Genomic DNA, 14,117 nt, shown 5'->3' on the forward strand with positions numbered 1-14,117 from the left:
GCGGGGCCGACGGCTCAGGCGGGCACCCGCCGGGCGGCGTCGGCCCCGGCGAGCGCCTGCACCGCGTGCGCGGCGCAGACCAGGGTGGCGTGGCGGTGCCAGCCGGTGAACGATCGGCCGGAGAAGTCGCGCACACCCAGCCGCTCGGCCCGCTCCTCCTCCCTCTCCGCGAGGGACGCCAGCAGGCGCAGCCGGACCGCCTCGCGCACCCGGGCGGCGGGCGCGCCTCCCGGCAGGTCGGCCGTCCACAGCTCGTCGGGGCGGCCGCCGCGGGCACCGCCGACCGCGACCAGCAGGACGCTGCGCGCCCCCTGGGCGCCGGGGACCGGGGGCAGGCGCACCCGCGCCGCCGCGACCCCTCCCTCCCCGCGGCCGCGCACGAGCCGGTGCGCGGGCTGTGCGCGCGCGGGGCCCGCGGCCAGCGGCTCCAACGGGGTGAGCGGGTCGATCCGCACGACCGACGGGATCCCCGCCGCCTGCAGGCGGCCCGCGAGAGCCGCCCCGTCGCCGCCGCGCCCGTCGGCGACCACCGGGCGCGCCGGGCCCCGGCGGCCGGACACCGTCCGCGCGGCGGCGACCGCGCACGCGGCGGAGGACTCCGCCGCCAGGCCGTCGGGCACCTGCGCCCGTCGCCGCCGCCCCCCGTCGCCCAGCCAGGCGGCCGACAACTGCATGCGGAAGTGCACCGGGACCGCCGCGCCCTCGTCGGCGCTCCATACCCCCACCGCGCGCTGGGCGTTGACCACCGCACCGGTCTCCGGCAGCACGTGCCGCTCCACACCCGCGAAGCTGCGGCCGGACCGGGGGACGACCAGCGGGCGCAGCACCCAGGCGCGGGGCGGCAGCCGCTCTGCCAGCCAGCGGGTGAGGGCCCGGCGCACCGGGCTCCAGTGCCAGGGCGAGTTGGCCACGAAGTGCTGCAGGCTCTGGTCGGCGCCGGGCCCCAGCCCGGCCGCCAGGTTGGTGATCGACTTGCGGCCGTCCACCGAGAGCAGGCCCCGCAGGTAGGCCAGGGCGGTGCGGCGCTGGTCGACGCGCGGCAGCGACGCGAAAAGCGACGCGGCCGCCTCGGCGAGCACCGGCTCGGGGACGTCGGTCGGGGGCGCGCTCAAGATCGCGGTCGGGACGCTCACGGGGGCACTCCTCGCTCTGCTCGGCCGGGCCCGGCCCGGCGGTGCGGGTCCCCCACAGACTGCGCGGCGGCCGCCCGCCGGGACGAGGTGCGGGCGCCACCCGGTCGGCGGGCCCGGCGCTGGCGGCGGCACCCCGGGGCGCCGGAGGCGGCCCGGGGCGGTGGGGCCGGGCCACCGCCGCGGGTGCGCGCCGTGGTGGCCCGGCCCTCTCGCCCCCGGTCAGCGGGCCGCCCCGGAGGCCCCCTCCATCCGCTCCGCCAGGGCCTCCAGCGCCCGCTCCCAGCGCCGGGCCCGGCTCCGGGTGTACCGCTCCTCCAGGTCGCCGAGGGCCGCGTCGGCGTCCTCGCCCCCGGCCAGGCGCGCCAGCTCCGCCCGGGCCTGCACGTGCGTGCCGAGCAAAGTGTCCCCGCTGACCCGCCCGCCGCGCGCGGCGGCGACGAACGCGCCGGGGGCCATCGCGGTGACCGTGCGCCATCCGACGACGGCCGACACGTAGTGGTCCGCCGACACCCCGGCGTCCGGGGAGGGGCGGCAGTACCACATCAGCCTCGGCGGGGCGGCGCCCCTGGCGGTGAGCTCGGCCCACTCCCGGCCGCTGAGCCGCTCCTCGTGGGCGCGGAAGGCGAGCCGGGCCACGGCCACGCCCAGGGAGGAGCCCGCGGAGCGGCCCGGGGCCCCGGGCATCCCGGCCGCCGCCCGGTCGAGGTGGGCCAGGCACAGCGAGACGAGCGCGCGCAGGTCCCCGGGCGCGTGCCCGGCCTCCAGGGCCTCGCCCATCCCGGCCGCGCATGCCGTAAGCACCCGCCCGTGCCGTTCGGGGGAGTACACGCCGACGGCGTGCGCCCCGATGCCGCGGGCCAGGCACCCCCGCAGCACCTCCGGGGCCCGTCCCGTGCCGGGAAGCGCGACCAGCAGGTTCGGCCGGTCCACCGCCCGGTACACGGCCCGCGCCTCGGCGAGCGCGGTGGCGGGGTCGTCGACGAGCGCCGGGGGCAGCGCCAGCGAGACCAGGCCGTCGGCGCCGCCGGTGCGCTCGTGCACCTCCATCAGGTCGTCGCAGGCCGTCCGGGCGTCCCGGACCAGCACGGCGCGCATCGCGGTGGGCAGGGGGACGTGCCGGACCGCGAGGTCGTCCACCTGGTCGCGGTAGGCGTCGCCGCTGCGCAGGTCCTCCACCATGTCGGCGGCGTCGAGCACCGCCCCGCGCAGGCCGGTGCGGGCCGCGCGGCGCAGGTCGCCCCGGACCAGGTGCTCCCGGGTCAGGCCCTCGACCCACGGGGAGACCCCCTCGGCCGTGAGGAGGCGGACCAGTTCCCGCCCGCCTTCCGCCTCGAACCAGCGGTCGTCCTCGGGCACCGCTTCCTCCCATCAGCGCTCGTGCGACGAGACGGGCAGCCTAGCGCCGCCCGCCCGGGCCGCGCACGAGTCGTCCGCCCTGTGTCAGATCCGGCGCACCTGACAAATCCGAGGCGACATGACGCCGAATGCCGGTCCGATTGCCGCACCGCGGCCCCTCGTGAAGAATCCACCATCGGAACGGCCCATTCGCCACCTGAAATCCCACCTCGCAGCGGCAGCGCCGCAGCCCGAGAAGAAAACGGGGGCCCGCACCGGAGCGTCCGACGGGGGAATTCCTCGGAACCGCCGACCGGGTCCGCACATTCGCACTCCCCACCGCATCCCCACTATTCCTTGAACGCCTTCCTGCGACGAGGTGAACGAAAAAGTGCTGAGCCGGATCCGAACGCTCGACGCCCTCCAGCAGCCCGACTGGGGCGATGCCGAGGCCCTCGACCGCGCATGCGCCGAACTGTCCGCGCTGCCCCCGCTGGTACGCCGCGGCGACGTGCTGCGCCTGCGCACCCTGCTCGCCGGCGCCGCCGCCGGGACCGCCCTGGTCCTGCAGGCCGGGGACTGCGCCGAGGACCCCGCCGACTGCTACACCGGCGGCGCCCTGCGCAAGGCCGGACTCGTCGACATGCTCGGCGGGATCATGCAGATGAACACCCACCTGCCGGTGGTGCGGGCCGGGCGGATCGCCGGGCAGTTCGCCAAGCCCCGCTCCCGCCCCACCGAGACCGTCGGCGGCCGGGAGCTGCCGGTCTACCGCGGCCACATCGTCAACGCCCCCGAGCCCGACCCCGCCCTGCGCCGTGCCGACCCGCAGCGGCTGGTCGCGGGCTACCAGGCCGCCCGCCAGGCGATGCGGGACCTGGGCTGGGCGCCCGACACCGCCCCGCACCCGGTGCCCCAGCCCTGGACCAGCCACGAGGCGCTGGTCCTGGACTACGAGCTGCCCCAGGTCCGCGACGACGGGGACGGCGCGCTGCTGGCCTCCACCCACTGGCCCTGGATCGGCGAGCGCACCCGCGGCCTGGACCACGCGCACGTGGACCTGCTCTCCCGCGTGGTCAACCCCGTCGCCTGCAAGGTCGGCCCGAACGCCACCGAGGAGGAGGTCGCCGGCCTGTGCGGGCGGCTGGACCCGGGGCGCGCCCCGGGCCGCCTCACCCTCATCGCGCGCATGGGGGCCGACGCGGTCGCCGAGCGGCTGCCGCGCCTGGTGGCCGCCGCCCGCGCGGCCGGGCACCCGGTCGTGTGGCTCTGCGACCCGATGCACGGCAACACCGTCACCACCGGCGACGGGTACAAGACGCGCGTGCTCGACCGGATCGTCCGGGAGGTCGAGGGGTTCGTCGCCGCGGTGCGGGAGGGCGGCGGCGTACCCGGGGGCCTGCACCTGGAGACCACCCCGGACGAGGTCACCGAGTGCGCCGACGGTGCGGACCGGATGGACACCGTCAGCACCAAGTACACGAGCCTGTGCGACCCGCGCCTCAACCCCCGCCAGGCCCTGCGGGTCGTCGACGCCTGGAAGTCCTGAGAGGAGGGCCCCCATGCCCGGGATCCCGGAGATCGTCCCCTACCCCCTGCCCGCCGCCGACGACCTGCCCGCCAACACCGCCCGGTGGGCCGTCGACCCCGGCCGGGCCGTGCTCCTGGTGCACGACATGCAGGAGTTCTTCCTGCGCCCACTGCCCGAGGCGGTGCGCACGCCCCTGGTCAAGGCGGCCGCCGGGCTGCGCGACGCCGCCGTGGCGGCCGGGGCTCCGGTGGCCTACACCGCCCAGCCCGGCGGCATGAGCGAGGCCCAGCGCGGCCTGCTGCGCGACTTCTGGGGCCCGGGCATGCGGGTGGCCCCCGAGGACCGCGAGGTGGTCCCCCAGGTCGCCCCCGCCGAGGGCGACTGGATGCTGACCAAGTGGCGCTACAGCGCCTTCCACGCCACCGACCTGGCGGCGCTGATGCGCCGGAGCGGCCGCGACCAGCTCGTGCTGTGCGGCGTCTACGCCCACGTGGGCGTGCTCGCCACCGCCATCGACTCCTTTACCAACGACATCGAGACCTTCCTGGTCGGCGACGCCGTCGCCGACTTCTCCGCCGAGCACCACCGCATGGCCCTGCGTTACGCGGCCGACCGCTGCGCGGTGGTGCTCACCGCCCAGGACGCCGTCCGGGCGCTGGCGCGCTGACCCCACGAGCACTCCAGGGAGCGCACATGCACACCGACCTTTTCGACCGCGTCCTGTCCGGAGAAGGCCTGCCCGAGGGCGTCGCCCTGGTGCACCGCCCCGAGGCCGGCGGCGAGGACCTGCTGGAAGTCCTCGCCGGGGACGTGACCCGCCACGAGCGCCTGGCCGACCTTCCCCTTCCCGGCGGCCCGCAGGAGCCCGGCGGGCCCGACGGGGAGCGGCACGAGCTGTTCGCCCTGCTGCCCTACCGGCAGATCGCCGAGCGCGGCTTCGACGCCCCCGACGACGGCACCCCGCTGACCGCGATCAGCGTGCGCGAGCAGCAGCGGGTCCCGATGGCACGGGCCCTGCGGCGGCTGCCCGACGGCCCCATCGCGGTGCGCGAGGCGGGCTTCGACATCGGCGACGACGCCTACGCCGAGGCGGTGCGCCGTCTGATCGGTGAGGAGATCGCGGGCGGCGAGGGCGCCAACTTCGTCCTCAAGCGCACCTACCTCGCCGACATCACCGACTACACGCCCGCCGCCGCGCTGGCCCTGTTCGCCCGGCTGCTGCGCGGGGAGTCCGGGGCCTACTGGACCTTCCTGGCCCGTGTCCCCGGGCGCACGCTCATCGGCGCCTCCCCCGAGCGGCACATCAGCCTCCGGGACGGCCGCGCGGTGATGAACCCCATCAGCGGCACCTACCGCTACCCGGAGCAGGGGCCGGACGTGGCCTCCCTGCTGCACTTCCTCCAGGACGCCAAGGAGACCGACGAGCTGTACATGGTCCTGGACGAGGAACTGAAGATGATGGCGCGCGTGTGCACCTCGGGCGGGCGCGTGGTCGGCCCCTTCCTCAAGGAGATGGCGCGCCTGGCCCACACCGAGTACTACATCGAGGGCCGCAGCACCCGCGACCCCCGCGACATCCTGCGGGAGACGCTGTACGCCCCCACCGTCACCGGCAGCCCGCTGGAGAGCGCCTGCCGCGTCATCCGGCGCTACGAGCCCGAGGGGCGGGGCTACTACAGCGGAGCCGCCGCCCTGATCGGCCGCGGCGCCGACGGGCGGCGCTCCCTGGACTCGGCGATCCTCATCCGCACGGCCGACATCGACGACTCCGGCCGGGTGCGCATCGGCACCGGCGCGACCATCGTGCGCCACTCCGACCCCGCCTCGGAGGTGGAGGAGACCCGCGCCAAGGCCGCCGGGCTGTGCGCGGCCCTGACCGCCGGGCCCGAGCGCCCGCTGGCGGCCGACGGCCGCGTCCGCGCGGCCCTGGAGGGCCGCAACGCCCACATCGCCGACTACTGGCTGGGCGAGCGCGGCTCGGCCGGGCCCGTCCCGGCACTGCGCGGGCGCAAGGCGCTGGTCGTCGACGCCGAGGACACCTTCACCGCGATGATCGCCGACCAGCTCTCCTCGCTGGGCCTGCAGGTGGAGGTAGGCCGCTTCGACGCGGCCGACTCCGAGCTCGTCCACCTCGGCCGGGACCTGGTGGTGATGGGCCCCGGGCCGGGCGACCCGCTGCGCACCGGCGATCCCAAGATCGCCCGGCTGCGGTCGCTGACGGCCGCCCTGCTGGAGCACGGGCGGCCCTTCCTCGCGGTGTGCCTGAGCCACCAGGTCCTGTGCGGCCTGGGCGGGCTCCCGGTGGTCCGGCGCGAGGCGCCCAACCAGGGCGTGCAGAAGAAGATCGACCTGTTCGGCGTCCCGGAGCGGGTCGGGTTCTACAACGCCTTCTCCGCGCGCAGCGGCCGGGACCGGGCCGAGTTCCCCGGGGCCGGCGCGGTCGAGGTCTGCCGCGACCCCGGCACCGGGGAGGTCCACGCCCTGCAGGGGCCGTTCTTCTCCTCGGCCCAGTTCCACGCCGAGTCCGTGCTGACCGAGAACGGCCCGGCGATCCTGAGCCGCCTGATCACCCGCGTCCTGGAGCACTGACCCGGCCCGCGCCCCCGGGGTGCGGGCTCGTACGGGCCCACACCCCGGACTCCTCCAGCAGGGCCCAGCGCAGCGGCGCGGGGAGCACGTAGCTGAAGCGCCCTCCGGGCGCCATGCCGCTGGGGCTGAGCATGTTCTCGTCGACCAGCGCCTCCAGCACGTCCTCGGCCTCGACCTCTTCCCGGCCCAGGGCGGCCGCGGCGTCCCGCACCGACAGGGGCCCACCGCCGAGCCGGGCCAGCCCGGCGGCGTCCGCGCGCAGCGGCCCGGGCAGGCGCCGCACGGCCGCGCGCAGCTCGCCGCGCACGTCGACGCCGCCCGCCGCCAGCTCGGCCAGCGGCCCACGGGCCATCCGCCGCAGCAGCAGGGCCGGGCCCCAGTGCTCCTTGGCGGCCAGCCGCACCGCGGCGGCGCGCACCGCCAGCGGCAGGTGCCCGCAGGCCGCCGCCAGCTCCGCGGCGTCCCCGGCGTCGCCGGCGTCGCCGTCCGTTCGGGCCGCGCCCGCCGTCCCGCGCAACAGCTCCGCCGCCTCCTCCGGTTCGAACGGCCCCAGGTGCAGCAGCCGCGCCCCGGGCAGCGCGGTGCGGCGGGACCGGGTGGTGACCATGGTGTGGGCCCCCGGGCCGGCGGGCAGCAGCTCGGCCGCGGGCCCCGGCGCGACCGCGTCGTCCAGGACCACCAGCAGCCGCCGCCCGGCGCACAGCCGGCGGTAGCGGGCGAGCCGCCCCGCGGTGTCCCCGGGTACCGGCTCCCCTCCGGACAGGCACCCCAGCAGGTCGGCCAGGACCTCGCCGAGGGGGCGGGGCCGCCCCTGCGGCCCGGTCAGGCGGGCGAAGGCGGTCCCGTCGGGGAAGCGGTCCCGCAGTGCGTGCGCGGCCCGGACGGCCAGCGCCGTCTTGCCGGTCCCGGCCCCGCCCGCGACGACGACCGGGGCGGGGCCCCCGGGGGCGCCGCCCGGTCCCAGCCAGGCGGCCAGGTCGGCCAGGTGCCGCACCCTCCCGGTGAAGTCGGCCAGGTCGGCAGGGAGGGCCGGGGCGGGCTCGACCGGTGCGGGCGCCGGAGGCGGGCCGGGCTCGCCCCGCAGGATCGTCTGGAAGGCGCCGTCCAGCACGGAGCTGGGGTCCACCCCGAGCTCGTCGGCGATCAGCGCCCGCCCGGCGCGGTAGACCTCCAGCGCGTCGGCCTGGCGCCCGCACCGGTAGAGCGCGGTCATGAGCTGGGCGCGCAGCCGCTCGCGCAGCGGGTGCTCCTCCACCAGCGGAGCGAGCTCCTCGGCGGTCCGCCGGTGGCGGCCCAGCGCCAGGTCGGCCTCGGCCCGGTCCTCCACCGCGGCCAGGTGGGCCCCGGCCAGCCGCGGCGCCTCGGCCTCGGCGAGCGGCCCCGCGGCCCCGTCCAGCGGGCGCCCGGTCCACTGTTCCAGCGCCGCCGACAGGTGGGCCGAGGCCTCGCGGTGGTACCCGCCCTCCAGGGCGGTGCGCCCCAGGGCCGCCAGCCGGGCGAAGTCCCGCAGGTCGACGGCGGCGTCGGGGACCCGGAGGGCGTAGCCGCCCGCCCGGCGCTCCAGGTGCGCGCCGGGTCCGAGGATCTTGCGCAGCCGGGAGACGTAGGTGTGGATCTGCGCGGGCATCGTGGCCGGAGGGCATGGGCCCCACAGGGACCGGCTCAGCCGGTCCACGGACACGGGGGCGCCGTCGGCCAGGAGGAGCGCGGCGAGCGCCGCCGACGGTTTGGCGCCGCCGAGCGGAACGCTCTTCCCGTCCCGGAGGACTTGCACGGGTCCCAGGATGCGTATCTGCATGCCGCCAACTGTGTGCTCCGGTCCGCCGCCCCGCCCAGATGCGCGCCGCACACCGTGGCCCGGCCCGACGGTTGCCGCGCGCCCCGTCCCGGCCGCCCCGCGCGCGCCGGGGTGCCGTCCGGGTGTGCCGGGGCCACCGCCCCACGGCCCCGCATGGTCGTCCGGCCCCCGGTATAGGGGCGCTATGGGGCGCGGCCCTCCCGGTATAGCGCCGCCGCCGATAGTTGCCGTGGACGGCCGACCTGCGGCCGTGCCCCGTGGAGAGGAGCCCCCGTGTCCGACGCGACCGATGCCTTCGCCCGCGACGCCGAGCTGCGCCGCCGCAACCGCGCGACCGTCGAGAGCTACCTGGAGGAGACCAAGGGCGAGGCCCGGCTGAACCGGCACCGCCTGTTCGCCGAGGACGCCAGCGCCGGCCTGTGGACCTCCGACACCGGCGAGCCGATCATGGTCCACGGCAAGGACCGGCTCGCCTCGCACGCCGAATGGTCGCTCAAGTGCTTCCCCGACTGGCACTGGTTCAACATCGAGCTCTACGAGACGCAGGACCCGGGCCGCTTCTGGGTCGAGTGCGACGGCGAGGGCCTGATCCGGTTCCCCGGCTACCCCGAGGGCCACTACAAGAACCACTTCCTCCACTACTTCCAGGTCGAGGACGGGCTCATCGTGCAGAACCGCGAGTTCATGAACCCGTTCAACCAGGCGCGCGCGCTGGGGCTGGAGGTCCCGCGGATCCGCCGCGAGGGCATCCCCACCTGACCCGGCCCCCACACTCCAGCGAGGAGGAGCGCCCATGAACGTGACCGCGACCGGGCCGCGCACCCCAGAGGACCTGCGCGGCGCGCGCCTGCCCGAGTTCGACGCACCGCCGGCCGACCCGGTGGGCCTGCTGAGCGCATGGCTCGACCGGGCCCGCGCCCTCGGCGTCCGGGACCCCGGCGCCTTCGCCCTGGCCACCTCCGACGAGCGCGGACACGGGTCCAGCCGCATGGTGCAGACCAGCCGGTTCTCCCCCGCAGGCATCGTGTTCGCCACCCACACGGTGGGCCGCAAGATGCGCGACATCGCGGCCAACCCGCGGGTGTCGGGGGTCTACTACTGGCCCGAGATCAACCAGCAGGTCAGCGTGGAGGGCACGGTGGCCTGGCTGCCCGAGGCCGTTTCGGACGCCCTGTGGGAGGCGCGGCCGGTGTCCACCCACGCGATGTCGGTCGCCTCCCACCAGAGCGCCGACCTGGAGGACGAGGAGGCCCTGCGGGCCGAGGCCGAGCGCCTGGCCGGCCAGGCGCCGCTGCCCCGCCCGGGCACCTTCTCCGCCTGCGAGGTGGCGCTGAGCGCCGTGGAGTTCTGGCACGGCATGCCCGACCGGCTCTACCTGCGCATGCGCTACGAGCGCGCGGGCGGCTGGCGGGCGCGGAGACTGCAGCCGTGACCGCCGCCGCCGACGCCCCCGGCGCCGCCCTCCGGGCCGCGCCGGGCACGCACCGCTACGTGGTCGCCGACGCCTTCGCCGACACCCCGCTGCTGGGCAACCCGGTGGCGGTGTTCTTCGGGGCCGACGACCTGCCCGCCGAGACGATGCAGCGCATCGCCCGGGAGATGAACCTGTCCGAGGTGGTGTTCCTGCTGCGGCCCACCGGCGGCGCCCCGGACGCCGACGTCCGGGTGCGCATCTTCACCCCGGTCAACGAGCTGCCCTTCGCCGGGCACCCGCTGCTGGGCACCGCGGGCGTGCTCGCCGACGCCGGGGCGCGCGGCCGGGTGCGGATGCAGACCGCGATGGGCACCGTCCCCTTCGATCTGGAACCGGGCACGGGGTCGGTGCGAGTGCGCATGCTCCAGCCGGTCCCGGAGTGGGCGCCCTACGAGCACGCCGGCACGGTCCTCGCCGCACTGGACCTGGAGGACTCGGTGCTGCCGGTGGAGGCCTACCGCAACGGCCCCCGGCACGTGTTCGTCGGGCTGGAGGACTACGCGGCGCTGTCGCGGGTCCGCCCGGACCTGCGGGCCCTGGAGCCGCTGCCCGACATGGCGGTGAACTGCTTCGCCGCAGCGGCCCCGGGGGAGGGCACCGTCTGGCGGAGCCGGATGTTCTCCCCCGCCTACGGGGTGGCCGAGGACGCGGCGACCGGGTCGGCCGCCGGCCCCCTCGCCCTGCACCTGGCCCGGTACGGGCTCGCCCCGTACGGGACGTGGATCGACGTCCACCAGGGGGTGGACATGGGGCGCCCCTCGCACATGCGGGCGCGCGTCACCCGGGACGGCGGCGCCGTCTCCCGGGTCGAGGTGGGCGGGGACGCCGTCATCGTCGCCCGCGGCACCCTCCTGGTGTGACCGCCCTCCCCCGGCCGGCCCGGCCAGGGCGCCCGCGCGGCGCTCAGGCCGCGGCCGGCCCGGCGTAGTACTCCGCGGCGAAGTCCCGGAACCGGCGGGCCGCCGCGGACAGGTAGGCGTCGCGGTGCCACACCAGGGCCAGCTCCCGCTCGCAGTCCTCGGCCTCCACCTCCAGCCAGGCGACCTCGGCGTGCGTGCCCGCGCGCCGCGCCATCGACGGGATCAGGCCCACTCCGAGGCCGGCGCCGATGAGGTCCTGGAGCGCCCCCGGCTCGTCGCCCTCGCACACGATGGACGGCAGCACCCCCGCACGCTCGAACAGCCGGTCGGCCAGCACCCGCTGCCAGTGCCCGGGGCGCGGGACGATGAACGGCTCGCGCGCGACCTCCTCCACCGCGACACTGGGGCGCCCCGCCCACCGGTGGTCCGGCGGCACCGCCAGCAGCACCTCCTCGCGCATCAGCACCAGCGAGCGCAGCGCCGTCCCCTCCAGCGGCTGCGAGGCCACGCAGAAGTCGACCTCGCGCAGCCGCAGCCGCCGCACCATGGACTCGGCGTGCGACTGGTAGAGCCGCACCCCGATCCCCGGCTCGGCGCCGCGGAACGCCGAGAGCGCGGCGGCCAGGGTGAGCATCGTCTCGGCGGCGACCGCCACGGTGCCCTCCACCTCCCCGGCGGCGTCGGTCAGCTCCCGCCGGGCGTCGTCGAGCTCGCTGAGCACCCGGTCCACCCGGCGCAGGAACGCCTCCCCCTGCGCGTTCAGGCGGATCTGGCGACCCCGGCGGTCGAACAGCGGCACCCCCAGGTCGGCCTCCAGCCGCGCGATGGCCCTGCTCAGCGACGGCTGGGCGACCAGCAGCTCCTCGGCCGCGCGGCTGATGTGCTGGTGGCGCGCCACGACCTGGAAGTACCGCAGGTTCTGCAGGTCCATCGTCTCCCTTTCGCTCCCGGCTCATACCCGCCGGACATGTGCACATGACGAATCCGGTCTTGGAAATCATAAGACAGGGCGCTTTATGCTCGGAGTCGCCCGCCCGCACCGTCCGCGGGAATTCACCGGGCGCATTCCTTTGCGAGAAGACTTGGGGGTTCCGCCTTGGACGTCGTGGAACTTTCCCGCCTGCAATTCGCGCTGACCACGAGCATCCACTGGCTGTTCGTCCTCCTGACCCTCGGACTAGCGCCGCTGGTCGCCGTTCTCCACACGCGCGCCGCACTGGCCGGACCGACGGGCAAACGCGAACTGTTCGAGCGGCAGACACGGTTCTGGGGCCAGTTGTACGTCGTCAACTACGCGTTGGGAATCGTGAGCGGCCTGGTCATGGAGTTCCAGTTCGGGATGAACTGGAACGGGCTCAGCGAATTCGCGGGCAACGTGTTCGGCGCCCCGCTGGCGCTGGAGACCATGATCGCCTTCTTCGCCGAGTCCACCTTCCTGGGGCTGTGGATCTTCGGCTGGGGCCGGCTGCACCGGGGCCTGCACGCGGCGCTGATCTGGCTGGTCGCGCTCACCGCCTACGCCTCGGCTTACTGGATCATGGTGGCCAACGGCTTCATGCAGAACCCGGTCGGCCACGAGGTCCGCGGCGGCACCGCCTACCTCACCGACTTCGGCGCGTTGCTGGCCAACCCCAACACCCTGGTGGCGCTGGGCCACATCACCGCCGCGGCGATGGTGGCCGGGGGCCTGTTCCTCGCCGGGGTGAGCGCCTACCACTTCGCCCGGCGCACCGCGCACACCGCCTTCTTCCGCACCTCGCTGCGGCTCGGCGTCGTCGTCGCGGCCCTGTTCTGCTACCCGCTGTACGCGGTCGGCGACACCCAGTTCTGGGGCATCGCCGAGCAGCAGCCGATGAAGATCGCGGTGCTGGAGGGCGGGACCGCCGAGCTGCAGGCCGCGATGGAGGCCCAGCACGGCCCCGGCGACTACGTGCCGCCCGGATGGATCACCGTCCCCCTGGACCTGATGGTGAACCTGGGCTGGGTGCTGTTCTTCGCCCCGCTGATCTGCCTGGTGCTGCTTCCCCGCGACTGGCTGGTGCGCCCCCGCGTGCTGGCCTGGGCGACGGTCGCCCTGACCCCGCTGCCGTTCGTCGCCGCCGTGTGCGGATGGCTCTTCCGCGAGGTGGGCCGCCAGCCCTGGCTCGTCTACGGGGAGCTCACCGTCGCCGACGCGGCCTCGCCGGTCCCGGCCGCCGCGGTCGCCGCCTCGCTGGTGCTGTTCGTCGGGCTGCTGGGCGCGCTGGCCGTCACCGACTGGGTGCTCATCGCCCGCCTGGCGCACCGCGGCCCGGAGGGCGTGCGGCTCGGCGCGCCCGAACCCGTCCCGGCCGAGCCGGAGGACGGTCCCGTGACCGCCGACCTGGGCCGCCCGGCCGGAAGGGCGTGAGGACGAGATGACCATGCAGACCGCCTGGCTCCTGCTGCTCGGGGGCCTCCTGGCCGGGTACTTCGTGCTCGGCGGCTACGACTACGGGGCGCAGGCGCTGCGCCCCCTCCTGGCCCGCGACGGCGGGCGGCGGGCCACGATGGCCGCCCTCGGCCCGTTCTTCTTCGGCAACGAGGTGTGGCTGGTGGCCTTCGCCGGGGTGCTGTTCGGCGCCTTCCCCTTCCTGGAGGGGCCGCTGCTGGCCGGGCTGTACCCGGTGCTGGTGCCGCTGCTGCTGGCGCTGGTCGCCGGGAAGGCCGCGGTGCAGCTCCGCGGGCGCGCCCGGACCCGCGCGGCCGAACGGGTCTGGGACGCGCTGATCACCGCCGGGGGGCTGGTCCCTGCCCTGCTGTGGGGCACGGTCACCGGTGTGCTGCTCAACGGTGTGGCCTTCACCGGCGGCCACTCCATCGCCGTGGGCGCGGCGCTCGCCTCCCCGACGGCCCTGCTGTGCACCGCCGCCTCCGGGCTGCTGTTCACCGCGCACGGCGCCGCCTACCTCGCGCTGCGCACCCGCGGCGGCACGGCCGGGCGCTCCGCCGTGCTGCTGGGGCGGCTCGCCCCCACCGCCGCCGGAGCGGCCGTGGCGGCGGTGGCCTCCGCCCTGGCCGTCGGCGGCGCCCCCGGCAACCCCGCCGTCGCCGCCGTCCTGGGGGCCGCGATCGCCGCCGCGCTGCTGGGGGCCCAGACCGCCTCCCGCCGGGGGCGCGCGGGCGCCGCCTTCGCCTGCACCTCCACCGCGGCCGCGGTGTTCGCCGCGCTCCCCTGGGCGGCGCACCACCCCTACGTGCTCGCCGACGCGGGCGGGGGCGGCATGGAGATCGGCGCCGCCGCCGCGGACGGGGCCACCCTCGCGGTGCTGTCCGCCTTCGGCGTCGCCGTGGTGCCGCTGATGCTGGCCTACCAGGCCGCCGGCTGGTGGGCGTTCCGCGGCAGAGTCGACGACCGCACCCCCTCCTACCTGTGAGG

12 protein-coding genes are annotated in these 14,117 nt (G+C 76.5%); 8 read left to right on the top strand and 4 right to left on the bottom strand.

Annotation, left to right across the window (positions count from 1 at the left end; genetic code table 11):
* Positions 1–14: 14 nt before the first annotated feature.
* Together O4U47_RS16910 and O4U47_RS16915 are read right to left on the bottom strand one after the other, a co-directional pair.
* Positions 15–1,133: an IS701 family transposase gene (locus tag O4U47_RS16910; protein ID WP_270678839.1), complete on the bottom strand. Its 1,119-nt coding sequence runs from the start codon at positions 1,131–1,133 to the stop codon at positions 15–17.
* Positions 1,134–1,352: 219 nt separating this feature from the next.
* Positions 1,353–2,489, bottom strand: a complete 1,137-nt coding sequence (locus O4U47_RS16915) for a transaldolase family protein (RefSeq protein ID WP_270678840.1) — start codon at positions 2,487–2,489, stop codon at positions 1,353–1,355.
* 370 nt (positions 2,490–2,859) lie between these two features.
* Between O4U47_RS16915 and O4U47_RS16920 the strand changes: the two genes are divergently transcribed.
* From O4U47_RS16920 to O4U47_RS16930, 3 genes are read left to right on the top strand one after another with little or no spacing between them, the layout of a single operon-like run.
* Positions 2,860–4,017, top strand: a complete 1,158-nt coding sequence (locus O4U47_RS16920; protein WP_270678841.1) for a 3-deoxy-7-phosphoheptulonate synthase — start codon at positions 2,860–2,862, stop codon at positions 4,015–4,017.
* Between the two features lie 13 nt (positions 4,018–4,030).
* Positions 4,031–4,666 carry an isochorismatase family protein gene (locus O4U47_RS16925; protein WP_270678842.1) on the top strand — a complete coding sequence of 212 codons (636 nt, stop codon included), beginning with the start codon at positions 4,031–4,033 and terminating at the stop codon, positions 4,664–4,666.
* 26 nt (positions 4,667–4,692) lie between these two features.
* Positions 4,693–6,588: an anthranilate synthase family protein gene (locus O4U47_RS16930; protein ID WP_270678843.1), complete on the top strand. Its 1,896-nt coding sequence runs from the start codon at positions 4,693–4,695 to the stop codon at positions 6,586–6,588.
* On the opposite strand, the gene O4U47_RS16935 is transcribed toward O4U47_RS16930, so the two are convergent.
* Positions 6,566–8,386 carry an AfsR/SARP family transcriptional regulator gene (locus O4U47_RS16935; protein ID WP_270678844.1) on the bottom strand — a complete coding sequence of 607 codons (1,821 nt, stop codon included), beginning with the start codon at positions 8,384–8,386 and terminating at the stop codon, positions 6,566–6,568. The genes O4U47_RS16930 and O4U47_RS16935 overlap by 23 nt on opposite strands.
* Positions 8,387–8,659: 273 nt before the next feature.
* Between O4U47_RS16935 and O4U47_RS16940 the strand changes: the two genes are divergently transcribed.
* Genes O4U47_RS16940 through O4U47_RS16950 form a run of 3 tightly spaced genes read left to right on the top strand, consistent with a single transcriptional unit; the run spans position 8,660 to position 10,720 of the window.
* Positions 8,660–9,145, top strand: coding sequence for a PhzA/PhzB family protein (locus O4U47_RS16940; protein WP_270678845.1), 486 nt, complete (start codon positions 8,660–8,662; stop codon positions 9,143–9,145).
* Positions 9,146–9,179: 34 nt separating this feature from the next.
* A complete protein-coding gene (locus tag O4U47_RS16945; RefSeq protein WP_270678846.1) occupies positions 9,180–9,818 on the top strand; it encodes a pyridoxal 5'-phosphate synthase in 639 nt (212 codons plus the stop codon).
* Positions 9,815–10,720: a PhzF family phenazine biosynthesis protein gene (locus O4U47_RS16950; protein WP_270678847.1), complete on the top strand. Its 906-nt coding sequence runs from the start codon at positions 9,815–9,817 to the stop codon at positions 10,718–10,720. The genes O4U47_RS16945 and O4U47_RS16950 overlap by 4 nt, the downstream gene beginning before the upstream one ends.
* A gap of 43 nt (positions 10,721–10,763) precedes the next feature.
* On the opposite strand, the gene O4U47_RS16955 is transcribed toward O4U47_RS16950, so the two are convergent.
* Positions 10,764–11,651, bottom strand: coding sequence for a LysR family transcriptional regulator (locus O4U47_RS16955; RefSeq protein WP_270678848.1), 888 nt, complete (start codon positions 11,649–11,651; stop codon positions 10,764–10,766).
* 165 nt (positions 11,652–11,816) lie between these two features.
* On the opposite strand from O4U47_RS16955, the gene O4U47_RS16960 reads away from it, so the two are divergent.
* On the top strand, positions 11,817–13,109 hold the full coding sequence (locus tag O4U47_RS16960; protein ID WP_270678849.1) for a cytochrome ubiquinol oxidase subunit I: 1,293 nt from the start codon (positions 11,817–11,819) through the stop codon (positions 13,107–13,109).
* Positions 13,110–13,116: 7 nt separating this feature from the next.
* Positions 13,117–14,115: a cytochrome d ubiquinol oxidase subunit II gene (locus tag O4U47_RS16965; protein WP_270678850.1), complete on the top strand. Its 999-nt coding sequence runs from the start codon at positions 13,117–13,119 to the stop codon at positions 14,113–14,115.
* The last annotated feature ends 2 nt before the right edge of the window (positions 14,116–14,117 follow it).

The organism is Nocardiopsis suaedae, assembly GCF_027706745.1.
Taxonomy (GTDB): Bacteria; Actinomycetota; Actinomycetes; order Streptosporangiales; family Streptosporangiaceae; genus Nocardiopsis_A; species Nocardiopsis_A suaedae.